25 protein-coding genes are annotated in these 22,662 nt (G+C 38.6%); 3 read left to right on the top strand and 22 right to left on the bottom strand.

Annotation, left to right across the window (positions count from 1 at the left end):
• Nucleotides 1-97 precede the first annotated feature (97 nt).
• Both ACEVFT_RS05975 and ACEVFT_RS05980 read left to right on the top strand, forming a co-directional pair.
• Nucleotides 98-1,672, top strand: coding sequence for a hypothetical protein (locus ACEVFT_RS05975; protein ID WP_393948722.1), 1,575 nt, complete (start codon nucleotides 98-100; stop codon nucleotides 1,670-1,672).
• Nucleotides 1,669-4,434, top strand: a complete 2,766-nt coding sequence (locus ACEVFT_RS05980) for a DEAD/DEAH box helicase (RefSeq protein WP_393948724.1) — start codon at nucleotides 1,669-1,671, stop codon at nucleotides 4,432-4,434. Before ACEVFT_RS05975 ends, ACEVFT_RS05980 begins: the two co-directional genes overlap by 4 nt.
• A 245-nt stretch (nucleotides 4,435-4,679) precedes the next feature.
• Here the strand turns inward: ACEVFT_RS05980 and ACEVFT_RS05985 are convergent, their stop codons facing one another.
• Nucleotides 4,680-5,078, bottom strand: a complete 399-nt coding sequence (locus ACEVFT_RS05985) for a single-stranded DNA-binding protein (RefSeq protein ID WP_205446890.1) — start codon at nucleotides 5,076-5,078, stop codon at nucleotides 4,680-4,682.
• Between the two features lie 297 nt (nucleotides 5,079-5,375).
• Here ACEVFT_RS05985 and ACEVFT_RS05990 point away from each other — a divergent pair, with 297 nt between their 5' ends.
• Nucleotides 5,376-5,801: a YwpF family protein gene (locus tag ACEVFT_RS05990; RefSeq protein ID WP_131520802.1), complete on the top strand. Its 426-nt coding sequence runs from the start codon at nucleotides 5,376-5,378 to the stop codon at nucleotides 5,799-5,801.
• Nucleotides 5,802-6,080: 279 nt separating this feature from the next.
• On the opposite strand, the gene ACEVFT_RS05995 is transcribed toward ACEVFT_RS05990, so the two are convergent.
• The 21 genes from ACEVFT_RS05995 to ACEVFT_RS06095 form a co-directional block, all read right to left on the bottom strand.
• Nucleotides 6,081-6,506: a hypothetical protein gene (locus ACEVFT_RS05995; protein ID WP_048395642.1), complete on the bottom strand. Its 426-nt coding sequence runs from the start codon at nucleotides 6,504-6,506 to the stop codon at nucleotides 6,081-6,083.
• 109 nt (nucleotides 6,507-6,615) lie between these two features.
• Nucleotides 6,616-6,999, bottom strand: a complete 384-nt coding sequence (locus tag ACEVFT_RS06000) for a hypothetical protein (RefSeq protein ID WP_048395640.1) — start codon at nucleotides 6,997-6,999, stop codon at nucleotides 6,616-6,618.
• A 147-nt stretch (nucleotides 7,000-7,146) separates the two neighbouring features.
• On the bottom strand, nucleotides 7,147-7,590 hold the full coding sequence (gene fabZ, locus ACEVFT_RS06005) for a 3-hydroxyacyl-ACP dehydratase FabZ (protein WP_016991806.1): 444 nt from the start codon (nucleotides 7,588-7,590) through the stop codon (nucleotides 7,147-7,149).
• Between the two features lie 56 nt (nucleotides 7,591-7,646).
• Nucleotides 7,647-7,937 (bottom strand): DNA-directed RNA polymerase subunit beta, encoded by a 291-nt coding sequence (locus ACEVFT_RS06010; RefSeq protein WP_004269489.1) that lies wholly within the window; start codon nucleotides 7,935-7,937, stop codon nucleotides 7,647-7,649.
• 47 nt (nucleotides 7,938-7,984) lie between these two features.
• Nucleotides 7,985-8,824 carry a flagellar hook-basal body protein gene (locus ACEVFT_RS06015; RefSeq protein WP_048395638.1) on the bottom strand — a complete coding sequence of 280 codons (840 nt, stop codon included), beginning with the start codon at nucleotides 8,822-8,824 and terminating at the stop codon, nucleotides 7,985-7,987.
• A gap of 24 nt (nucleotides 8,825-8,848) precedes the next feature.
• Complete coding sequence (locus ACEVFT_RS06020) at nucleotides 8,849-9,682, bottom strand: flagellar hook-basal body protein (RefSeq protein ID WP_393948728.1); 834 nt, start codon at nucleotides 9,680-9,682, stop codon at nucleotides 8,849-8,851.
• Between the two features lie 21 nt (nucleotides 9,683-9,703).
• Entirely contained in the window at nucleotides 9,704-10,699 is a 996-nt protein-coding gene (gene mreB / locus ACEVFT_RS06025; RefSeq protein WP_004269486.1) for a rod shape-determining protein, read from the bottom strand.
• 209 nt (nucleotides 10,700-10,908) lie between these two features.
• On the bottom strand, nucleotides 10,909-11,169 hold the full coding sequence (locus ACEVFT_RS06030; protein WP_004269485.1) for a sporulation transcriptional regulator SpoIIID: 261 nt from the start codon (nucleotides 11,167-11,169) through the stop codon (nucleotides 10,909-10,911).
• 156 nt (nucleotides 11,170-11,325) lie between these two features.
• A complete protein-coding gene (locus ACEVFT_RS06035; RefSeq protein ID WP_048395635.1) occupies nucleotides 11,326-12,003 on the bottom strand; it encodes a M23 family metallopeptidase in 678 nt (225 codons plus the stop codon).
• Nucleotides 12,004-12,040: 37 nt separating this feature from the next.
• Nucleotides 12,041-12,979 (bottom strand): stage II sporulation protein D, encoded by a 939-nt coding sequence (gene spoIID, locus ACEVFT_RS06040; protein ID WP_393948732.1) that lies wholly within the window; start codon nucleotides 12,977-12,979, stop codon nucleotides 12,041-12,043.
• Nucleotides 12,980-13,060: 81 nt separating this feature from the next.
• Nucleotides 13,061-14,371, bottom strand: a complete 1,311-nt coding sequence (gene murA / locus ACEVFT_RS06045; protein WP_048395622.1) for a UDP-N-acetylglucosamine 1-carboxyvinyltransferase — start codon at nucleotides 14,369-14,371, stop codon at nucleotides 13,061-13,063.
• Nucleotides 14,372-14,834: 463 nt separating this feature from the next.
• Nucleotides 14,835-15,074, bottom strand: a complete 240-nt coding sequence (locus ACEVFT_RS06050; protein WP_004269481.1) for a DUF1146 family protein — start codon at nucleotides 15,072-15,074, stop codon at nucleotides 14,835-14,837.
• Nucleotides 15,075-15,155: 81 nt separating this feature from the next.
• Nucleotides 15,156-15,563, bottom strand: a complete 408-nt coding sequence (locus ACEVFT_RS06055; RefSeq protein ID WP_004269480.1) for a F0F1 ATP synthase subunit epsilon — start codon at nucleotides 15,561-15,563, stop codon at nucleotides 15,156-15,158.
• Between the two features lie 24 nt (nucleotides 15,564-15,587).
• Nucleotides 15,588-17,003 (bottom strand): F0F1 ATP synthase subunit beta, encoded by a 1,416-nt coding sequence (atpD, locus tag ACEVFT_RS06060; protein ID WP_004269479.1) that lies wholly within the window; start codon nucleotides 17,001-17,003, stop codon nucleotides 15,588-15,590.
• Nucleotides 17,004-17,054: 51 nt separating this feature from the next.
• Entirely contained in the window at nucleotides 17,055-17,912 is an 858-nt protein-coding gene (gene atpG, locus ACEVFT_RS06065) for an ATP synthase F1 subunit gamma (protein WP_004269478.1), read from the bottom strand.
• A gap of 47 nt (nucleotides 17,913-17,959) precedes the next feature.
• The gene (gene atpA / locus ACEVFT_RS06070; RefSeq protein WP_004269477.1) at nucleotides 17,960-19,468 is read right to left on the bottom strand and encodes a F0F1 ATP synthase subunit alpha; all 1,509 of its coding nucleotides are present in this window, start codon (nucleotides 19,466-19,468) and stop codon (nucleotides 17,960-17,962) included.
• A gap of 28 nt (nucleotides 19,469-19,496) precedes the next feature.
• Entirely contained in the window at nucleotides 19,497-20,033 is a 537-nt protein-coding gene (locus ACEVFT_RS06075) for a F0F1 ATP synthase subunit delta (protein WP_036076089.1), read from the bottom strand.
• Nucleotides 20,030-20,551: a F0F1 ATP synthase subunit B gene (atpF, locus tag ACEVFT_RS06080; protein WP_393948735.1), complete on the bottom strand. Its 522-nt coding sequence runs from the start codon at nucleotides 20,549-20,551 to the stop codon at nucleotides 20,030-20,032. Before atpF ends, ACEVFT_RS06075 begins: the two co-directional genes overlap by 4 nt.
• A gap of 172 nt (nucleotides 20,552-20,723) precedes the next feature.
• Nucleotides 20,724-20,948: a F0F1 ATP synthase subunit C gene (gene atpE, locus ACEVFT_RS06085; protein WP_004269474.1), complete on the bottom strand. Its 225-nt coding sequence runs from the start codon at nucleotides 20,946-20,948 to the stop codon at nucleotides 20,724-20,726.
• A 63-nt stretch (nucleotides 20,949-21,011) separates the two neighbouring features.
• Nucleotides 21,012-21,722, bottom strand: a complete 711-nt coding sequence (atpB, locus tag ACEVFT_RS06090) for a F0F1 ATP synthase subunit A (protein ID WP_205446847.1) — start codon at nucleotides 21,720-21,722, stop codon at nucleotides 21,012-21,014.
• Between the two features lie 36 nt (nucleotides 21,723-21,758).
• Nucleotides 21,759-22,130: an ATP synthase subunit I gene (locus ACEVFT_RS06095; protein WP_004269472.1), complete on the bottom strand. Its 372-nt coding sequence runs from the start codon at nucleotides 22,128-22,130 to the stop codon at nucleotides 21,759-21,761.
• Nucleotides 22,131-22,662: the final 532 nt, after the last annotated feature.

Below are 22,662 nucleotides of genomic sequence, written 5' to 3' on the forward strand. Positions count from 1 at the left end.
TACTGCATTTTAATCGTATAATGGAAGGACAGTCTTTTTTTCCTTTTTACAATTAACAATGTTAACTATAGCCATACATGATGAAAGGAGTGAGGTTATGGCATTGTCTATATCGCAATTAGCTAAAGAACATCAAGCATTTGTGCTGACTAAATTAAAAGAAGCTGAACAAGGCTTACATCCTTCCTCTACCGAGGATGAGGAACTAGTGCGTCGTGCTGTCTTTTCTGTAAGGAATAAATCCATTGTTTTTGAACGGTTTAATGGAGCGAGTTCTATATTATATGCAAGTGTTCAAGATGTCAGACCCGCTTCTGTTGAAATTGATTTTTCCAAGGAAGAGCTACACTGTAGCTGTCCTCAAGCAAAATGGTGCCGACATCAAATAGGTGCTTTACTCGCTCTCTATCAATATTTTGATTCAGTTCAAAATTGGTCGAGTGCTTGGCGTGCTCAAAAATCAGTTCAGTTAAAATTTTTAGCAGACGAACGCAGCCCGCAAAGCTGGTCGATGATGGTGGATGAGGTGATGAAACGATTATTACCACCTGGGCGCGTATTAGAAGGCTATGGGCTCTCCGCTGTAAGAACCGATGCATTGGAGCGTCTTCGTCGACATATGCCCTTTGAGCGTGAATGGCAACCCCTTTATAAGCTGTATATGGAGCTAGCTATTTTTAATTCGATATGGCGGCATTTAAATGAAACACCTGGACATTCGTTAGATTCACCTTATATGAAATATTTTATCGATCAAAGCACTCAATCTTTTGAGAGCATTCTCACAGAGCTTTCTAATCGGTCACGTCTGTTTGCGACTGACCCATTTTATGATGCCATCCAAGAGCTAGTAAGAGAATTTTTATTAGAACGACAAGGGCTTTTCGCTAACCGACTTCGTCTATACATGCTGCTGTGGGCAGTGCTTTTTTATGAGAAGCCTCGACGTGAACAGGAATTGGCATTTATAAATAATCTTGATCACCCTTCAGCAGAAATTTCTCTACAATCGCTAAAATTATTATTTTATGTGCTATTACAAAAAGAAGATTTGCTGCTTGAAAGTTTGGCACAGATTGATTTACCACAAATGCAGGATTTGTTTGAACTAGCTACTTTTGCTCAACGTGCTGGTGAGTCCTATTCATTAGCAGTCATTTTACGAGCAATTTTACCTTTGACTGAAGAATTTCTACAGGAAGTCGTTCCAGTTGTTCAGCGTGCCCAATACGTAAGGCAATTCCAACTTTTATTTGACGAGATACAGCTTACAGATGAAGAGGAAGCAATGCTATACAGTGCCTTTGGTGTGTATGGGCTACAGCCGTTCTCAAGTTTTTTAATAAAAAAAGGACGTTATCGTGAATGGGCAGCTCTCCATCAATTAAACCCATCATCTCTATCCTATTTAGAACTGTGTGGATTAAAGGATGTATTACAGGTTGAACCTGCAACTGTTTTACCTTTATATCATGTCTATGCCATGACTGAAATTGCTCAAAAATCGCGACTAAATTATAAGCAGGCTGTGCGTATTTGGAAAAGTATGCGTAGCGCTGCAAAACGGGCTGGCAAAGTAGCTTATTTTGAAACATATATGCAAACCATTCGTGCAGAATATAAACGACTCCGTGCGTTACAAGAAGAAATTGAGAAAGGAAACTTAGTATGATGACAATAAATGCTCCTTCCCCTTTTTCCAAAACACAACAGCTCCGTATTGAAGTAGCTCGGGAAGGATATTTTACGTTGCAGGGTTTTACTGCAAATGGTACAACAATCGATGTTGATACATTAATTTCTTCGCTATTCTTTACTTATGAGGCAAATGTTTATGGATTATTAACAAATCGGGCTGATTTTACGATTGAGGTTTCTACAGCTGAGTTACTAGATATTTTTTCATCAAGCTTCCAGCACCCCTTTATCAGTTGGATTGGTGCAAATGAAGATAGTATGGAATGGTTGAAAAAAGTATACGCCTTACAGGAATACTGGCAAGAGCCTTCACTTTGGTCACATGCTGTCATTGCAGATGATTTTTCATCATTAAGTTTTCCTATTGATCATATAGATTCAGCATTATTGGAAACAGCTGTACAGCAAAAGCTTTCACAGGTTGGACTAATACTAGCTGATTTACCAAAGTTACTACCCTTTTTCCTACGAGGCGGCTGGCCATTGGATCAAGCTCGTCAAGCTGGAGCTGTTTCCGTTTCTTTACGGTTAAGTGAGCCAGAAGAAGATGCCGATGTATGGTTATTAGAAACGGTCCTAAGTACTGCTACAACAAAAAACTACTGGACACCTGCTATTCGTAAACAATCCTTACCTATAGAAGAAGCACTACCTACAAAGTGGCGAATGTTTGCAACTGAAATTGCGCAGCAACAACAGCAAATTGTAGAACTTCTATCCACCGATACGATCAATAGTGACATCTTTATTCGTGTGACACTGGAAGATTTAGAAGTGCGCTCTTTCCTACGTGAGGATCTCGCTAGATTGCAGGCACTTGGTTTTGATGTTGTACTACCAGCATGGCTAAAGGATTTAAAACAATCCAAAATTAGAGTACGCGTCACAACTAGCAATGTCTCCACAAGAAAGGTAGCAGGTTTAGATGATATTTTAACGTTTAAATGGCAGTTTTCTATGAACGGACAAACGATTTCAGCTGAGCAATTTAAAAAGCTCGTGGATGAGAAACGTGAATTTATTCGTATTGGAACTGAATGGTTCCGAGTAGACGCCAATTGGATGCAAGAAATGCGTGAATTAATGCAGCAGGCTGAAGATGAAAGCTGGACTGTTCGGGAATTGTTATTTAGAGAGTTACCAGAAGACTTGTCTGCTCCTCTTGAGGAAGAAGATGCAGATGATGCACTGAGAGATGATCCAATCTTTGCATTAGAAATACAACAATCATTAAAAGCATACATGGAGCAGCTTTTGGAGAAGAAAGGCTTGCCTGCCGTTCCAATTCCATTGTCCTTACAAACCGAATTACGCCCTTATCAATTAGAGGGCTTTGAATGGTTAGTCTTTATGCGTCAACAAGGTTTCGGTGCGTGTCTAGCCGATGATATGGGCCTTGGAAAAACGGTTCAATTGATTACCTATTTACTTCATATTTATGAGTCCGCAGCTGATTACACGAAACCATCCATCATTATTTGTCCCACTTCAGTGCTTGGGAACTGGCAAAAAGAACTTGCTCGATTTGCTCCGTCCCTGATTGTGCATACGCATTATCAAACAAATCGAGCAAAGGATGAAGAGTTTAAACAGCTAGTGACAGCAGAAAAGCCACATGTCATTTTATCAACTTATGGTACTGTGTCACAGGATACTGAATTTTTACAGAATATCGATTGGGCAACGGTTGTACTCGATGAAGCTCAAAATATAAAAAATATGCAAACATTACAATCAAAAGCCATTCGTAAATTGCTAGGTGACCATCACATTGCTCTCACTGGGACACCTGTAGAAAATCGTTTATCTGAGTTATGGGCTATTTTTGATTTCATTCATAAGGGCTATTTAGGTAGCTTTGGCCGCTTCAATGAAGAATTTATTTTGCCTATTGAACGGGACGAATCAGAATCGCATAAGCAGAAGCTTCGAGCTAAAATTCAGCCATTCTTATTGCGTCGTACAAAGCGTGATCCACATTTACAGCTTAACTTACCTGATAAGCTAGAATCGAATGAATATTGTCCATTAACAACGGAGCAAGCTTCACTCTATGAAGGCTATATTTTAGAAACACTTGATCAACTAGAGCAGTTAACAGGCTTTCAAAAAAAGGGTCGCGTCTTAAAGATGCTCAGTAAATTAAAGCAACTATGTAATCATCCTGCCTTATATTTAAAGGAACCTTTCGAGGATGCCGAAACAATGCTTGCACGTTCAACTAAGCTGGAGCGCATTGTACAAATGGCAGCTGAGATTGTGGACAATGGGGAGCAATGTCTCATCTTTACACAGTATATTGGCATGGGACAATTGCTACAGCATTGCTTTAGTGAATTATTTAATGTAGATGCACCGTTTTTAACTGGTGCCATGCCTAAGCAGCAGCGAGATCGCTTAGTAGAGGCTTTCCAGGCAGGAGATTTCCCTATATTTATCCTTTCATTAAAAGCAGGTGGAACAGGACTTAATTTAACAGCTGCTACTCATGTTTTACATGCGGATCGCTGGTGGAATCCCGCTGTCGAAAATCAAGCAACAGATCGTGCTTATCGCATCGGACAGACACAATTTGTGCAGGTCCATAAATTTGTGACAATTGGTACGATCGAAGAAAAAATTGATAAAATGCTGGTGCAGAAATCTGCATTATCGGAAGAGCTTATTCAATCAAGCCAGTGGTTGACCGAGTTAGAAGATCAAGAACTCCGCGATTTAATAACATTAGATATATAATAATGAGATGCGCCAAGAGCAAATAGTTCTTGGCGCTCTTTTAGTGGAACTTGCTACTTCTTTTCCCTACTTACTTCATCATTCATATTTAGTTGTGTTGTAAATTCCATTGCTGTGCGGTCTTCAGCAATGTTTATTATTAGTGGTACACATCATTCCTTTCTGCTGTTACGGTGCAAGAAATATAAGGAGAATGGCGGATCAGACAATGAATGTTCTCTTGCCCCGTATGTAAACTTTCCTTGCTAAGGTAAGACAAAATCCTTTAAGCCTTCCTGTTCATTCGGTGGCTGCGACGGTACTATAGCTGTTTCGTCACTATCTCTTTGTTTAAGTTGATAAAATCTAACATCCTCAACCACTACCTCTGTCATAAAAATCTTCGTGTTCTCCTCATTTACAAATGACCTTGTTTGAATACGGCCATTGACACCGATTAATGAACCTTTACCGCAATATTTAACGATGTTCTCTGCAAGCCTTCCCCAAGCTGTACAGAAAACAAAATCTGTATCTACTTCCCCATGATTGTTTTTAAAATTACGGTTAATGGCTAGTGAAAAATGAGTCTGCACACGATTTCCAGATAAGTAACGTAACACCGGGTCTTTCGTAAACCTTCCAACCAATCCGACTTGATTCATCCGTTCACCTCCTTTGTTTTTGATTGCTCTCATCTTACAAAATGATTCCGGCATTAGCAAAAATCAATATTGTTAATTTCCTTCAGTTTTTGAGCATAAATTGGGTAAATTAACATTTTTGTTTTTCTATTTTTTATTAATTTTTTAGCTGAATGCTTTAGGCTTTAATAGCAAATGCTATTTCATGAAATCTGCAATTTCGCAGTTTTTGAAAAATCGTCACAGGGGCACATCACAAACAACCGCTACCTCATGTGTTATACTAAAAGAATGACAGACTTAGGAGGAATATACATATTGAAAACATTTAAAATGCTTTCCTTTGACCTTGTCACAAAAGATGGCGTGCAACCATTCCCTTTAATCGATGGCATCATTATTAATCAGGAAAATAGTCATCAATCTTGGGTACTTGAATTGTTTATGGAAAAACAATATCGCTCAACCTTTGATGAGCTCTTAGCGAATGCTACAGTATTCAATGTACGTGCAGTTATTTCGTTTCCAGATAATGAACCCGCTCCTTTCCAAGTGATCGTACATACTGTTGAAGAAATCGGTGACCATGTTTCAGTACTATTAAAAGGTACGCTTAAAATTAAACGCTCTAAATATGCTGAGCAATTACTGTCAGAGTTACTTGCTGAGGGCGTTTCCCTAGAGGATTTATTGGATCGCTTTACACAAGATATGAAAAAGCGACCAAAATTAAAAAATGACTGACGATGCGAATTTTTGCATCGTTTTTTTTATTGGACAAGCAGTAATTTTTTTGTACAATACAATTTGAAAAAGGAGGGTTTCATTTGGTGGTTGCTATGAGGGGGAGGCCTTTAAGGCTGTTGGAGATGTTCGTTTTGTCATTATAGGAGTATAGGAATTTTCTCAGGGCCATGCTTGATTAGTGATTAGTTACTCTTCATGAGTATTCTGCTTCTGGCATTTCCCGCTTACATGGGTATAAAAAAGAGTGTTTTCCGCAGAGGAAACACTCTTTTTATGTTATCGGTTATTCATACCATCACGGTATTTTTCAGTGTTGTTTACTTTATCGTCGACAACATCATTATTATTGTTACCGTTCATGTTGTCATTGCGTTCAACACCATTTACACCGTTTGCATTTGGTGTGTTGTCATAGCCGTTTGTGCTGTTGATATCGGCATTTGAACCAGGTGTTGTTGCTTCAGGTAATGTTGTATTATCGTTAACAGTACCTCGATCTACACCATTCCCATTTACATTATTGCGATCGTATGCATCGTCACGATTATTCGGATCTAATGCGTCCTCGACATCGTCGACTCCTCGACGTACGTCATTCTCGACTTCTCGAACAGGGTGATCTTCTACTGCATTATTTCCCCAGTTACAACCTCCAAGGAATGCAGTTGCAAGAATGATGGTTAAAAATGACATTTTCCACATAGTAAAAAACCTCCTTTCTTGGGTACTATGTCATCAAATACATCTACTGTATTTGTGATCCTACATAGATTGCCCGAGAAAGGAGGGAACTATCCGATTTTTGTACAAACTATTTTTGTTTTTCTTTTAATAACTGTTCAATATATGCTGCCTCTGCTTTACAGTCGTAGCTATAGTTTGTGCCTAGCTCTTTTTGCAATGCCTCGATTGTTTCGACTTGCTGTGCTGTTGGTTCTTCATTTAAAATTTTGGCAATAACCTCATCGATTTTTTGTGCCATTTCTTCATGAAACTGTGCGCTCATCAATGTATCAGCAGGGATTTTTTCGATCCACGCGGCATTCTCCTGAAAATAAGTCTGCCAGTTTGCAATGAAGTCTTCCATGGAAAAGCGCTCTTCATCCCAACCAATACTTGCTAAGTATGTTTCAAAAGATGTTGAAATCGAACGAGTAATGCTAATTTTAATACCTGAAGACAATTCCTTATACATCTTAATAATCCTCCTACGTTTGTAAAACCTAAAAATTACATCTATTTCAATTCACAATCGCTTATTTACCATCGCAATTTAAGAACCTACTAATCAATTTTTGACTTGACTTTATCTATTTTATATCTTTTGGTCTACAAATGCAAATTAAGCTTGTTTAGGCTGTTCAGGCCCAATTGCAAATAGAATATCGGCTTCACATACAAGTTCTCCATCTACAGTTGCTACACCATGACCTTTACCCATTGCGCCACGAAGTTTTACAAATTCTACTTCCAATTTAAGTTGGTCGCCAGGTACGACTTGACGCTTGAAACGACAATTATCAACACCCGTTAAAAACGCTAAACGACCCTTAAATTCTTCAGCATTTAATAAAGCCACTCCACCTACTTGAGCTAAAGCTTCCACAATTAACACACCTGGCATAACTGGATAACCTGGGAAGTGCCCATTAAAAAAATCTTCGTTAATTGAAACGTTTTTTAATCCTACTGCACGTTTCCCTTCTTCTAATTCAATGATGCGATCGACGAATAAAAAAGGATAGCGGTGTGGTAAAATTGCTTGAATTTGTTCTGCAGTTAACATGTCATTTCCCCCTCAAAAATTAAGTATGTATACACAAAGTAAGGTAAAGAATAATGTTATTCTTTACCATTCATAATATCAAATATATGCTGCCATGTTTCTCGTTTAAAAATATCCATAGCATTGCCTTCTCCAATAACGCTAAAGCCAAACATTGCGCCTAATGCTGCGGCAACAACGACTAAAATGAGAACAATTACAATGCGTAACCAAATCGGAATCAGTCGGATTTGCACCCATCGAACCTCGCGTTGCTCTCCAGTCGAGCGGCGTTCTTTCTTTTCTGGTTGCGGTTGCGTATCGGTTTCTTGTGTCGGCACAGAACGTCGACGTGAATCGTTTGTCATAGATTGTACTCCTCTTCATTCCTTACTATGCGTTTTTGGATAACTTCCTATCGAATGCCATTAATAAGTCCTAGCATTTGATCTGCTAATGTCACCGCTCTTGCGTTGAATTGATAAGAACGTTGTGTTTGAATGAGTTCTGTCATTTCTTTCGAGAGGTTAACATTGGACATTTCTAGTGTACCACTTTGCATGCCAATTTGCTGACGGTTGGCTCCCACAAGCTCTGTCAAAACTTCTGCCTGCGTATAGCCAAGTTCAGCTAAATTATTAGGTAATCCCATATAAGAACCGGCAACATGCTCCATTAATTGCGGCTTTTGGAATTCTGTTACAGCTAAATCCGTACGAATAATATCCCCATTTGGATAAGATGCTTCTAATACGCCACCATCTCGAACAGCAAACTTTTGAACCGTGTCTGGTAATGTAATAGCTTGTCCTGCAGCATTAGCTACTGGATAACCCTCTGCTGTTACAAGCATAACTGTTCCATTATTCAATGGAGATAAATAAAAGTCACCTTGTCGAGTATACACTGTTTCAGTTCCATTTTCACCATCTGGCATCAAAATATTGAAATATTGTTTCGCTTTTGTGAAAGCTAAGTCTAAATCACGATTAGTTGTTTGTAATGAACCTTGCTTTTCATTGGATTTAATTTGCCCAATCATTGCGCCAGATCCATAGCGAATACCAACAGGTGTTTGTCGTTCTGCACGATCCTGCTTATCATTATTAAATTGCTGATAAAGTAATTCATTAAAGGATGCTTCCTTTGTTTTATAGCCTGTTGTATTACTGTTAGCAATGTTATTACTAATGGTATCCAGTTTGTTTTGTAATTGCCCCATTGTGTTTGTAGCTGTAATCATTGTACGTAGCATTGATAAAAGCCTCCTGTTCGCCCATTAAATTTTTCCGATTTCATTTACAGCCTTTTCCATGCTACGATCATAAGCTTGTAATACTTTTTGATTTGCTTCAAATGCACGGTAGGCAGTCATTAAATCTGTCATTGTGCGACCAGAATCTACGTTTGACCCTTCTAAAAAGTTTTGACGTAGTGTAAATGAAACATCATTCGCTCCATAAGCTGTTGGCAAGTTCTCACCATTTTCTGTACGAATAAGGCCATTATCTTGTTTTTGTAGCATGTTCGGGTTAGCAGCAAATGATACACCAACACGAGCTACTTGTTGATTATTTACAAAGATAGCGCCACTTTCATCTAATCGGAAATCATCATTTGGTAGCTGGATACGTTGCCCAGCATCATTTAGTACATATAATCCTTGACCGTTAACTAAATAGCCTTGCCCATCTAATGTGAAATTACCATTACGTGTGTAAGCCTCACCACCAGCAGGATGCTCTAGTCGGAAGAAAATTGAACCCGTAACACCATCTTCATTTTGTGGTAAGTTTCCATTAATCAATGCCATATCTGTTGTAAAATCCGTGTTATAGATTTGGCCTTGTATGTAATTTGGCAATGTTTCTTGTAAATATGTCCCTGTATTTAAAGCTCCTACTTGACTCATATATTCAGCGCCGGCTTGTTGGTGAGCAGGAGCATTTGTTTTTCCAATGCTAGACATTAGCATATCTGGAAATGAGCGAATTGTAGATTGATCTGCCTTAAATCCTGGTGTATTCGCATTTGATAAATTATTGGTAAGTAATTCTGTTCTTCTTTGTTGCGTGATCATACCTGTTGCAACTGTATAAAATCCTTTAAACAAAGAAATCACCTCATTTTATTTTTATAAGGATGCTGGCACACGATCAATATTTTCAAGCATGATACCTGTACCAATGGCTACACAATCCATAGGTCTCTCTGCAATGAAAACAGGTACCTTCAACTCTTCTATTAATAGCTGGTCCATTCCATGTAACAATGCACCACCACCAGTTATAATCACTCCACGATCAATGATATCGGCTGATAGTTCAGGTGGTGTTTTTTCTAAGACATTTTTAGCTGACTGGACAATCATGGCTACTGACTCATGTAGTGCACGTTCAATTTCTTCAGACTCAATTGTAATTGTACGTGGTAAACCTGTTACCATATCACGGCCACGAATATCCATTGTATCATTGCGACTACCTTTGAAAACTGTACCAATTGTCATTTTGATTGCCTCTGCAGTACGTTCTCCAATCAGCAATTTATATTCTTTTTTAATATATTGCAAAATATCGTTATCAAACACATCGCCTGCTACTTTAATGGATTCACTTGTTACGATATCACCCATTGATAGAACCGCGATATCTGTCGTTCCGCCCCCGATATCGACTACCATATTTCCACTTGGTTGGAAGATATCCATTCCAGCACCTATTGCTGCAACTTTTGGCTCTTCCTCTAAATATACTTTTTTACCACCGGATTTTTCAGCAGCTTCACGAATTGCCTTTTGTTCAACACTTGTAATATTCGTTGGACAACAAATTAATATGCGTGGCTTCGCCAAAAATCCTTTTACGTTTAATTTATTGATGAAATGTCTTAACATCGCCTCTGTCACATCAAAATCTGCAATGACTCCGTCTCTTAGTGGACGAATAGCTGTGATATTACCTGGCGTTCTCCCTACCATTTGGCGGGCTTCTTCCCCAACCGCTAATACTTTATTTGTCTTTTTATCGATCGCCACAACAGATGGTTCATTGAGGACGATCCCTTTCCCCTTAACGTGGATTAATACGTTCGCAGTCCCTAAGTCAATGCCAATATCTTTCGAAAACATTTTATAATTTCTCCTTCCCGCCAGTTCCAACTACATAACGTTCATTTTATCTCTTTATCTAGAATATTTTATCATATTCTATTGGTAATTTCACCTAAATTTAGTGAATAAGACTGTTTTCTTTTTAGGCAGTGAACGGCTATAATATAGAATTACTATTCTTAGAAAATCATCACTTATGCTTGTCCAACACAGCAAAAAAGAACGAATCATTCTTGACTCGCTCTTTCTTTCCACTTGTTTTTCGTTGCTTCTCCTCCGCGAATATGACGTACGGCCTTATGGTAGGCGAGTATTTCTTTCACTTGGTCAGCTAATCCTTCATGAATTGTTGGTAATCGCTCTGTTAAATCCTTGTGCACCGTACTTTTTGAATAACCAGTCATTTTCGCGAGGACACGCACAGTCTCACGCGTCTCAATCAGTAATTCACCGAGGCGTATGCAGCGCTTCCGAATGTGCTCATGCACGTTCTTCGTCCTTTCCACACAATTTCACAAAATGCTTTGGCAATCAGATGCACATTTGCGCATTTCTTCACCTTATGTGAGGACAAAGCTATTCAGAACACGTTTTGCATTTTCTTGATAAAATGCTGACTTTTTATGCGTTACTAGCTTTTCTCATTAAAAAGCTAGTAATTTTTTCGGATTGATATATTTTCCGTTTTCAAGAATTTCGAAATGCATGTGGACGCCAGCCGCTTGATTCCACTCGTTGTCAGTCGCTTTTCCTAATGCTTGACCTTGTGTAACCTCATCGCCTTCTTTAACAGCGATATCCTTCACAGAACTATAATGTGTCTGCATACCATTTGGATGCTCAATCACGATCTTATTGCCTGTAAATGCGTCTAGTTTTACCTCTAGTACTTTACCACTCATAGCAGCTAGTACTTCAAACTCTTCACCATTCATAGCAATAGAGATTCCTGAAGATGTAGTAAATGTTTGATTAAATACCATTAGTGCATTTTCACGAGACTCTTCATTTGCCTCTAACTCGTAAAATTCTTGTAAGACTTGTACTTTACTAAAATTCTCTTCTTTGAATGGATACTTCATGTTTTCAGTTCGTGCATTAGTTTCCACTACAGGACCTGGATCTACTTCAGCTAAATCTGGTAAAGGAGCCTCTTCTACTTTTGATACGAGACTATTGTAACCAAATAACAATCCTGCTAGAACAAGTGCACCACCTGTGTAAACTACTGGCCAAAACCACGGTTTCTTTTGTAATTGGCCATTTTCCTTTTGATTTGGATCTTGGTTTTGAGAAGCTTTGTTATTTTTATCCTCTCTCATTTTCATCACCTCTAGTTGCAGTGTGAACAACTAGAAGTTATTTTAAACATGCATCTATTTTTTTTATTTCAATATCTTGATAATAATAGTGTAAAATTTCGGCAGCTGTTTTTCCTTCATTTGCCATTGCCTCAGCTCCATATTGACTCATGCCCACTCCATGCCCATAACCTTGAGTTTTCACTTGAACTTTTCTTTTATTGGCATTAAAGATGATTGTGAAATCAGTTGATGGTATACCAAGGAGCGTTCTTACCTCTCTCCCTGTCCAGACGTTATTCCCTAGCTGTAAACGTTCTACTCGTCCAGAATCATTATAAAATAACTGGATACGATTAAAATCACTAGGTTGCCATTGTATAGGCCATAGCTTATTCCATTGAGCTAAAGTCCATTCTTGCTCAGCCTCAAACTTAGGAGATGTTTGATCAGATATACTTGCAACACTTTGCAAATATGGAATATCATTTCCACCATATCCATAAGCACTTTCTGTTTTACCATTGCTTGTTGAATGAAACATGGCTGTAATCAATTCATTATTATAAAGAATAACTTGTCCTTGTGTTTCATTGATAGCTTCGACAATTTTCTTTTCATTTCCCAGGAAATTGCTAGCCCAATTCGCCTTTCTTTGCTCTTCATCATAGAAGACTTGCTTTGCCACAGTTGGAGCAATTGCAATTTTTCCGTAATTTGTCGTTTTCAACGCATATGTGCGTGCTGCAATAGCTTGTGCCTTCAGTGCCTCTTTTTTAAAAGAAACAGGCATTTCTGCAGCAACTACCCCTGTAATATACGTTTCCAAAGGGATTTTTTCTTCTTGCCCCTCCACTTCTATAAATATTTCACAAGCATTCTTATCACTAGTTTGAGGTATGAGAGCCTCTTGTCTTTCACTAAACCCTACTATAGGAAGCATATATAATGCCCCAATCAAGCAAATGACACCTATACTAATCATCCATTTTTTCATAAGGAATAATATGCTAGATTTCTTGTAGTTATGAGAAAACAAAAACCCTCTGCATAAAAAGCAAAGGGTTTTAAAATCTATTTAGTTTGTAGGCAATTCAACTGTTACATCTTCAATTGTCACTACTTCTTCTGTAATACGTTCAATATTAGCACCAAGAGATGCTAATTTTCCATGGAAATCAACATAACCACGATCTAAATGATGAAGTTTTGTGACACGTGTCATTCCTTCTGATACAAGACCCGCTAAAATTAATGCAGCCGCAGCTCGTAAATCCGTTGCCATTACCTCAGCTCCCTGAAGATCCACAGGCCCCTCGATAAACACAGAACGTCCCTCTATTTTAGCACCAGCATTCATGCGACGGAATTCTTCAACATGCATAAAACGATTTTCGAATACCGTTTCTGTAATAATACTCGTACCTTCAGCAGTAAGCATTAACGCCATCATTTGTGATTGCATATCTGTTGGGAAACCAGGATGTGGCATTGTTTTGATATCAACTGCTTTTAGTGTTTTAGGAACTCGTACACGGATTCCTTCATCCAACTCAGTAATTTCTACGCCCATCTCACGCATTTTAGCTATTAAAGCAGTCATATGCTCAGGAACTGCGTTTTCAATCACCACATCTCCTCTCGTAATAGCTGCTGCCACCATAAATGTACCAGCTTCAATACGGTCAGGAATAATATGATGCTCTACTCCATATAATGTATCGACTCCTTCGATACGGATTGTATTTGTCCCCGCACCGATTACACGGCCACCCATACTATTAATAAAGTTTGCAAGATCCACGATTTCAGGCTCTTTCGCTGCATTTTCAATTACAGTTGTCCCTTCAGCTAAAGATGCAGCTGTCATAATATTTTCAGTTGCCCCAACACTTGGGAAATCCAAATACACATTAGCCCCTTTTAAGCGACCCTCTGTCTTCGCCTCAACATAGCCATGGCCAAATGAAATTTTTGCACCCATTGCTTCAAAGCCTTTTAAGTGTAATTCAATCGGACGTGATCCAATTGCACAGCCTCCAGGAAGTGCTACACGAGCATAGCCATTACGAGCAAGTAGAGATCCCATTACTAAAATAGATGCACGCATTTTACTAACAAATTCAAATTGAGCTTCACTTGAAAGTTCTTTTGTTGCATCTATATATACGGCATTATCTTCAGGTATATATGTAACTGCTGCGTTTAAACTTTTAAGTACTTCATTTATTGTAAAGACGTCTGCTAAATTAGGGACTTCTTTAATTACATTTTCTCCTTTTGAAGCAAGTAAAGCTGCTGCAAGGATTGGTAACACTGCATTTTTTGCGCCCTCTACACGTACTTTTCCCTGTAGTTTTTGGCCGCCAGTCACTATTATTTTATCCACCCTATGTCCCTCCGAATTCAATCTATTAACCTACCAAATTTTTATTTTAATAAAGAAGTATAATGTCATAATCAGTAAACAAACAACTCTATAGTACAACTTTTCTAACGCTCGTTCAAGCGTCCAAATCACTATTTTAAGCCATTATTAGATTTTTTGCTATTTATTTATTGTACGCTGCTAAATTTTTTTTGTGAATGACCAATAACCCGTTCGCTTCTAATACATACCCAAAGATATATGAATAAAAAACAACTTTTCATTTTTTTCTATAAAAAATGAAGTGGCAGGCCCTATTATCGTACATTTATCAATGGGTATCTTGGTAGCTAATAGCGTAAAATTCATAAGAATTTAATGTATTAGCGTCTTTTTACATAGTTCAAAGGGCCACACAAATGGTATTATAAAGTCCTTTGAAGTATGTAGACCTATAAATTTATGAAAGAAAGCAACGAATTCTTTAAAATAAATAAGGAAGTTTGCCTGACCAGCTAGATATTTGAAGAAAGAAATTAGATACTGCTGAGCCTATCGCAATACTAAGTAAAATATAAATGAGCTGAATTTGAAAAACTCGATTCTTTTTAAATAGTTTCTCGATCATAAAAGCTTGTAATGCGTAAAAAGTAATAGCAATAAAAAATAGGTGGGATAAAATACCCAATAAAGCTTCTTGTCCGATCGCTTCATATATTTCCATGTAGCATCCTCCATTTCTCCTTCAATACGTTTATTCACCTTAAAAAACGGGCAGATGCGATATCTGCCCGTTAAAAATGAATTAGATATTACCCTCATGAACGTTGATACGATTCAACGCACGTTTTAATGCTAGGTCAGCACGTTTGAAATCAATGTTGTCTTGTTTACTTTGAAGACGTCCTTCAGCACGTTTAACGGCTTCTTTAGCACGTTGAACATCGATGCTTTCAGCAATTTCAGCAGACGGCGCTAAAATTGAGATTTTTTCTGGACGAACTTCAATGAAACCACCGCTTACAGCAACAATATCAGTCGAACCGTTTTCTTTTTTAAGCTTCACTGCACCAATTGCAAGTGGAGCAACCATTGGAATATGGCCAGCAAGAACACCGATTTCTCCTGAAGTTGTTTTAGCGATTACCATTGATACTTCAGAATCGTATACTGGGCCGTCGGGAGTGACAATATTGACTAGAACTGTCTTCATATTTTTTCCTCCTCGTCCCTAGTATTAAACCTCTACGCCCATGCTTTTCGCTTTTTCAACTACTTCATCAATTGAACCAACTAGACGGAAGGCATCTTCTGGTAGGTGATCCCATTTGCCATCAAGGATTTCCTTGAATGAACGAACAGTTTCTTTTACAGGTACATAAGAACCTTTTTGACCAGTGAATTGTTCCGCTACGTGGAAGTTTTGTGATAAGAAGAATTGAATACGACGAGCACGTTCTACTGTTTGTTTATCTTCATCAGATAACTCATCCATACCTAAGATTGCAATGATATCTTGTAATTCACGGTAACGTTGGATTGTACGTTGTACACCAGTAGCAATTGCGTAGTGCTCAGCGCCTACGATTTCAGGTGATAATGCACGAGAAGTCGAAGCTAATGGGTCAACCGCAGGGTAGATACCCATTTCAGATAATTTACGCTCAAGGTTAGTTGTTGCATCTAAGTGGGCGAAAGTTGTAGCTGGAGCCGGGTCAGTATAGTCATCGGCTGGTACATAAATCGCTTGAATAGAAGTTACAGATCCTTTGTTCGTAGATGTGATACGTTCTTGTAGTTTACCCATTTCAGTTGCAAGTGTTGGTTGGTAACCTACCGCAGAAGGCATACGACCTAATAGGGCAGAAACCTCAGAACCTGCTTGTGTGAAACGGAAGATATTGTCGATGAATAAAAGTACGTCTTGACCTTGCTCATCACGGAAGTATTCCGCCATTGTAAGACCAGTTAAAGCAACACGCATACGTGCACCAGGTGGCTCGTTCATTTGACCGAATACCATCGCTGTTTGCTTGATAACGCCTGAATCGCTCATTTCGAAGAATAAGTCGTTCCCTTCACGAGTACGCTCACCTACACCAGCGAATACAGAGATACCAGAGTGCTCTTGTGCGATATTGTTGATTAATTCTTGGATTAATACAGTTTTACCTACACCGGCACCACCGAATAGACCAATTTTACCACCTTTGATATATGGTGCAAGTAAGTCTACTACTTTGATACCTGTTTCAAGAATTTCAACTGTAGTTGAAAGATTCTCGAAAGTTGGTGCTTCACGGTGAATTGAATCACGACGTGCGTCTGCTGGAATCTCTTCACCTAAGTCAATTACTTCTCCAAGTACGTTGAATACACGACCTAGTGTAACTTCACCAACTGGTACTGAGATAGCTTTTCCTAAGTCTGTTACTTCTGCTCCACGTTGTAAGCCATCAGTAGATGACATCGCAATTGTACGAACAGAATCATCACCTAAATGAAGCGCAACTTCTAATGCAAGAATTGTTGGTTCTTCATTAGGACGTTCAATCTTAACTGTTAAAGCGTTATAGATTGCTGGTAATTGGCCATTGTCGAATTTAACGTCAACAACTGGACCCATTACTTGAATAACATGTCCTTTATTCATTACTGTGTACCCTCCTATCGTATTCTTATACGACATTGGGAAGCTGCTTGCCTATTCTAAGGCTGCAGCTCCACCAACGATTTCTGTAATTTCTTGTGTAATCGCCGCTTGACGTGCACGGTTATATTGCAAAGAAAGGTCTGAAATAAGATCAGTTGCATTATCTGTTGCATTTTTCATAGCCGTCATACGAGAAGCATGTTCACTTGCTTTTCCATCTAATAATGCGCCATAAACTAAGCTTTCCGCATATTGTGGAAGTAACACTTCTAGAATTGCTTCACCAGATGGCTCGAATTCATAAGAAGCAGTACCGCTTGCCGGGGCAATATCTGTTAATGGAAGAAGTTTTTTCTCTGTCACTTCGCTAGCAATAGCGCTGACAAAGTGATTATAGTACATATAAAGTTCGTCATACGTACCATCAATGAACATACCAACAGCATTACGAGCGATTTCTTTAATATCAGCAAATGTTGGTTGGTCAGGTAGACCGACAACATTACTGATGACATTATGATCACGTTTCACAAAGTAGTCACGAACAACACGACCTACTGCTAAAATAACGTATTCGTCTTTTGATTTATGACGCTCGTTAATCGTACGTTGTACTTGACGTAGGATACTTGAATTGTAAGCACCTGCAAGACCACGGTCAGAACCAATGACTAAGTAAGCCGTTTTCTTAACAGGACGAGCAGTTAACATTGGATGTCCGCTGTCTTTTGTCCCTGAAGCGATCGCGCCTACTACGTCCTGAATTTTTTCCATGTAAGGAACGTAAGCTTTAGCATTTTGCTCTGCACGACGTAACTTAGAAGAAGAAACCATCTGCATTGCTTTTGTAATTTGCTTCGTACTCTTTGTTGAAGTAATACGACCTTTAATTTCGCGTAAGTTTACCACTGGTATTTCACCACCTTCTGTTTTTTAATCAAGTGACTAGCTAAGACTTATTCTGATTTAGCGAAAGTTTTTTTGAATGCATTGATTGCTGCTTCATAATCCGCATCAGGAGCAAGCTCTTTAGTAGTACGAACATGATCTAAAACGTTTGTGTGGTTTGAATCTAACCAGCTTAAGAATTCTGATTCGAAGCGAACGATATCTTGTACTGGAATATCATCTAAATGACCTTTAGTTAATGCGTAAAGGATTGCAACTTGTTTTTCAACTTTTAGTGGTTTGTTAAGGTCTTGTTTAAGAACTTCAACCGTACGTTTACCACGCTCCAGTTTAGCAAGTGTTACTTTATCTAAATCTGAACCAAATTGAGCAAATGATTCAAGCTCACGGAATGCAGCTAAGTCAAGACGAAGTGTACCCGCAACCTTTTTCATCGCTTTAATTTGAGCAGATCCACCTACACGTGATACAGAAAGACCGGCGTTAATCGCTGGACGTACACCTGAGTTGAATAAGTCAGATTGTAAGAAGATTTGTCCATCAGTGATTGAGATTACGTTAGTTGGGATGTATGCAGAGATATCCCCAGCTTGTGTCTCAACGAATGGAAGAGCTGTAATTGAACCATTTTGATATGTTTCATTTAACTTCGCAGCACGTTCAAGTAAGCGGCTGTGTAAGTAGAAAACGTCACCAGGATATGCTTCACGACCTGGAGGACGGCGAAGAAGAAGTGAAAGTTCACGGTAAGCTGATGCTTGTTTAGAAAGATCATCATACACGATTAATACGTGTTTACCTTGTAACATGAATTCTTCAGCCATAGATACACCAGCAAATGGTGCTAAGAATAATAATGGAGCTGGTTGAGAAGCAGAAGCTGTCACAACGATTGTGTAATCTAAAGCGCCATGTTTACGAAGAGTTTCTACAACACCACGTACAGTAGATTCTTTTTGACCGATTGCTACGTAGATACAAATCATATTTTGGTCATTTTGGTTAAGAATTGTATCAATAGCTACAGATGTTTTACCAGTTTGACGGTCACCGATGATTAACTCACGTTGACCACGACCGATTGGTACTAATGCGTCAATCGCTTTAATACCAGTTTGTAGTGGTTCGTGTACTGATTTACGAGCCATTACACCGAAAGCTGGACTTTCGATTGGACGAGATTTTGTAGTGTTGATAGGACCTTGTCCATCCACTGGTTGTCCAAGTGGGTTTACAACACGACCAATTAGTTCTTCACCAACTGGTACTTCCATGATACGACCTGTACGACGAACTTCATCGCCTTCTTTGATGTCAGTGTATGGACCTAAGATTACGATACCAACGTTACCTTCTTCTAGGTTTTGAGCCATACCCATAACACCATTAGAGAACTCTAGTAGTTCTCCAGCCATGGCGTTGTCGAGGCCATGAGCAAGAGCAATACCGTCACCAATACGGATAACTGTACCAACTTCGCTTACTTTAAGTTCAGATTCATAATTCTCAATCTGTTGTTTAATCAGACTGCTGATTTCTTCAGCCTTGATGCCCATGTATGTCACCTCTCACATTTCTAAATTATTAACCGATTAATTCACGTTTTAGACGCTCTAGTTTATTAGCTACTGAGCTATCATAAATATGGTTACCGATTTGAACACGAATACCACCAAGTAAAGATGGATCAACTTCGTTTGTAATATTTAATGATTGTTTTCCAACAAGTTTCGCGAACGCTGCTGAAATATTAGCGCTTTCTTCTGCAGAAAGTGCACGTGTTGAAAATACTGTTGCATCTGCAGTGCCTTGTGCTTGCGCAGCAAGTTCAGCATATGCCTTAGCAATTTGTGTCATCTCGTTTACACGTTTTTTCTCAACTAGAAGTTGAACAGTGTGTAAAACTTCTGGTGTTGCACCATTAAAGATATCAGCTACCATTTGTTTTTTTCGTTCAACGGAGAACTTAGGTGCATTTAAAAGCGTTAAAAAATCAGGCGATTCTTTTACTACTTTTGTTAGTTCACTTAAGTCTGCTCCTACTTCAGTAAGAATATTTTTTTGTTGCGCCAATTCAAAAAGCGCTTGAGCGTAACGTTTTGCTACAGTTGAATTACTCATCGAGCTTCCCCTGCCTTCGCAATCGTCTCTTCAATTAGAGCACGGTTGTCTGCCTCAGAAATCTCTTTGCTAAGGACTTTAGATGCTGCAAGTACAGATAATGAAACGACTTCATCACGTACAGCTGCAATAGCTTTTTCTTTTTCAGACTCAATTTCACGTAAAGCCGATTCTTTTAAGCGATTTGCTTCATTACGAGCTACAGTAAGAATTTCTTCTTTTTGTAATTCGCCTTGCTTCTTAGCGCCATCAACAATCGATTGTGCTTCTGTACGAGCTTCCTTAAGAAGGCTCTTTTGTTCTTCTAAAAATTGGTGCGATTCTTTGCGCGCTTTTTCAGCTGCTTCGATTTCACTCGCTACTAATTCTTCACGCTGTTGCATAATGCCCATAAGTGGACCCCAAGCGAATTTCTTTAGTAGTAACATTAATACGATGAAAATAACTAATGTTGCGATGATATCTCCACTATTTAACGAAGCACCGCCTGCACCTAGTACAAGATTATCTAAAAACACGATTGTTTCACTCCCTTCAAGAGCTTTAACTTCAACATAATTTAATGACTAAAAAACTACCTATTTTAAAAAGCTATATTTACACATAGCTTTTATCAGTTCCAAAATGAAGGGCGAAGTTTCATCTGGTGAATCCTGCTTCGCCACTAGTAAAATTCAGTGTTCAACTGAATTATTTGTTCATTACGATGAATGCTACTACTACTGCGATGATCGGTAGGGCTTCAACTAATGCAACCCCGATGAACATTGTAGTTTGAAGAACGCCACGAGCTTCTGGTTGGCGAGCGATACCTTCTACTGTTTTTGATACGATAAGACCGTTACCAATACCTGCACCAAGTGCACCTAAACCGATTGCGATTGCTGCTGCTAATAAACCTAATGAACCTGTCATTTGAAAATTTCCTCCTTGGAATTGTTTGTATTTGTTGTTCAAGCATAGGATATATGCTTTATATTAATGGTCATCGCTCACTTTATGAGCCATGTAAACCATTGTTAACATTGTGAAGATAAAGGCTTGGATAAAGCCGATGAAAATTGAGAAACCTTGCCATGCCATCATAGGAACGATTGCCCCGATGAATCCCACAGCACCTGATGATGCTAAACCTGCAAGTAAGCCAAGTAAAATCTCACCCGCGTAAATGTTACCGTAAAGACGTAAACCTAATGTTAATGTGTTTGCAAATTCTTCTACTATTTTAAGTGGGAACATGAATGACATTGGTTTGAAGAATGTACCAACATAATGACCTGTACCCTTCATTTTAACACCATAGTATTGCGTTAAGACTAAAATCATCGCTGCCAACGTCATCGTAACTGTAGGATCAGCTGTTGGTGATTTCCACCATAGCTCATGATCATAGACGATAGAGAATGGAAGACCTAATAAGTTAGATACTGCGATAAACATAATTAGCGTAATGGCTAGAACGTGGAATCGTCCACCAGTTTTCCAGTCCATGTTGCTTTTAATAATATTCTTAACGAAATCCATAATCCATTCCATAAAGTTTTGCATACCAGTAGGTTTTAACTTTAGGCTTCTAGTTGAAATAAAGGCAATTAAAAATACGATAATTGCTGCAACTAGTAACATCATAACTGTCGATTTGTTAAATGTTAAAAAACCGACTTCTAGTAACGGAGCTTCATGATTCATTGTTATTTTTCACCTCTCTTTCTAATTTAAAGCACATTAGCGGTTCCTTACATGTGACACAATTCTCTCGACAAAGAGAAAAACGTACGGAATCATTAGCCCTATAACCGTGCTAATTAAGTGAAAATAGTTTGGCAACGAAATGGCTATTGCGACTGCCGCAACACCTGATCCAAAGCGAAGCGCTGTACCAAGTGAGCCTATTTTCTTCCCTTCACTAATGGATCTGTCAAACTTCTCCATACGACGAACTAAGATCCAAAAATTATACGTACCAAAGAATGCACCGACTGCGATGCCCGCAAAAACAGTTTGATAGGGGGTAAATCCCCAGCCTAATGCGCAGAGTGCAAGCAAAAAAAATAACGCCCTCTTCTGCACAGCAAAAATGTGATGCAAATCTAGCATTGGTTGTAATCTCCTGAATCATTTTTTCGAGTAATGAAAACGTTTGCTGACCACTATGTGAAATCAGAAAAGAGCAGTGAAAAGCACTACTCACAGCGGAATAGTAATGGGAGAGTCATTTCAATTACAGGTGTAAATGCCCAAAAAAATAACTTACACCCCTTACCGACTCGGTAAAAACCGAAACGCACAAAACGTTGCAAATCGACAGTTTTATTTTGAACTGTCAATTTAGTAGAAAGTTGATATAACAAGTGTTTCAACGTCCTATTTATGAACAGAAACCCTTATCATTCTTACCCTTTGTAAGCATACAATAGGTGATATTTGAAGTCAATTGGTAAAGGAGAAAAACTTCACAGCCTCTATACTCTTGTCAAATTGTTGACAAATTTGTGTATGAAATTTCATAGTTTCAAAATTTCACAACCTTCTCACGCATAAAAAAAGCTAATTTACGACAAGATTATGCTCGTAAATTAGCTTACCCATTTCAATAGGTACATTAGACTTATTTTTAATATAAAATATA

Source organism: Lysinibacillus sp. PWR01 (assembly GCF_043359455.1).
GTDB lineage: Bacteria > Bacillota > Bacilli > Bacillales_A > Planococcaceae > Lysinibacillus > Lysinibacillus fusiformis_F.

What these genes read in the sequence shown, in the direction of transcription:
- mreB (WP_004269486.1), bottom strand. Translation starts at nt 10,699, where the DNA reads ATGTTTTCGAAAGATATTGGCATTGACTTAGGGACTGCGAACGTATTA.
- ACEVFT_RS06010 (WP_004269489.1), bottom strand. Translation starts at nt 7,937, where the DNA reads ATGACAAACGATTCACGTCGACGTTCTGTGCCGACACAAGAAACCGAT.
- ACEVFT_RS06055 (WP_004269480.1), bottom strand. Translation starts at nt 15,563, where the DNA reads ATGAAGACAGTTCTAGTCAATATTGTCACTCCCGACGGCCCAGTATAC.
- ACEVFT_RS06015 (WP_048395638.1), bottom strand. Translation starts at nt 8,824, where the DNA reads ATGCTACGTACAATGATTACAGCTACAAACACAATGGGGCAATTACAA.
- ACEVFT_RS06035 (WP_048395635.1), bottom strand. Translation starts at nt 12,003, where the DNA reads ATGAGAGAGGATAAAAATAACAAAGCTTCTCAAAACCAAGATCCAAAT.
- ACEVFT_RS05985 (WP_205446890.1), bottom strand. Translation starts at nt 5,078, where the DNA reads ATGAATCAAGTCGGATTGGTTGGAAGGTTTACGAAAGACCCGGTGTTA.
- ACEVFT_RS05995 (WP_048395642.1), bottom strand. Translation starts at nt 6,506, where the DNA reads ATGTGGAAAATGTCATTTTTAACCATCATTCTTGCAACTGCATTCCTT.
- ACEVFT_RS05975 (WP_393948722.1), top strand. Translation starts at nt 98, where the DNA reads ATGGCATTGTCTATATCGCAATTAGCTAAAGAACATCAAGCATTTGTG.
- ACEVFT_RS06075 (WP_036076089.1), bottom strand. Translation starts at nt 20,033, where the DNA reads ATGAGTAATTCAACTGTAGCAAAACGTTACGCTCAAGCGCTTTTTGAA.
- atpA (WP_004269477.1), bottom strand. Translation starts at nt 19,468, where the DNA reads ATGGGCATCAAGGCTGAAGAAATCAGCAGTCTGATTAAACAACAGATT.
- ACEVFT_RS06000 (WP_048395640.1), bottom strand. Translation starts at nt 6,999, where the DNA reads ATGTATAAGGAATTGTCTTCAGGTATTAAAATTAGCATTACTCGTTCG.
- atpB (WP_205446847.1), bottom strand. Translation starts at nt 21,722, where the DNA reads ATGAATCATGAAGCTCCGTTACTAGAAGTCGGTTTTTTAACATTTAAC.
- fabZ (WP_016991806.1), bottom strand. Translation starts at nt 7,590, where the DNA reads ATGTTAACTGCAGAACAAATTCAAGCAATTTTACCACACCGCTATCCT.
- ACEVFT_RS06095 (WP_004269472.1), bottom strand. Translation starts at nt 22,130, where the DNA reads ATGCTAGATTTGCATCACATTTTTGCTGTGCAGAAGAGGGCGTTATTT.
- ACEVFT_RS06050 (WP_004269481.1), bottom strand. Translation starts at nt 15,074, where the DNA reads ATGGAAATATATGAAGCGATCGGACAAGAAGCTTTATTGGGTATTTTA.
- ACEVFT_RS05980 (WP_393948724.1), top strand. Translation starts at nt 1,669, where the DNA reads ATGATGACAATAAATGCTCCTTCCCCTTTTTCCAAAACACAACAGCTC.
- atpD (WP_004269479.1), bottom strand. Translation starts at nt 17,003, where the DNA reads ATGAATAAAGGACATGTTATTCAAGTAATGGGTCCAGTTGTTGACGTT.
- atpE (WP_004269474.1), bottom strand. Translation starts at nt 20,948, where the DNA reads ATGACAGGTTCATTAGGTTTATTAGCAGCAGCAATCGCAATCGGTTTA.
- spoIID (WP_393948732.1), bottom strand. Translation starts at nt 12,979, where the DNA reads ATGAAAAAATGGATGATTAGTATAGGTGTCATTTGCTTGATTGGGGCA.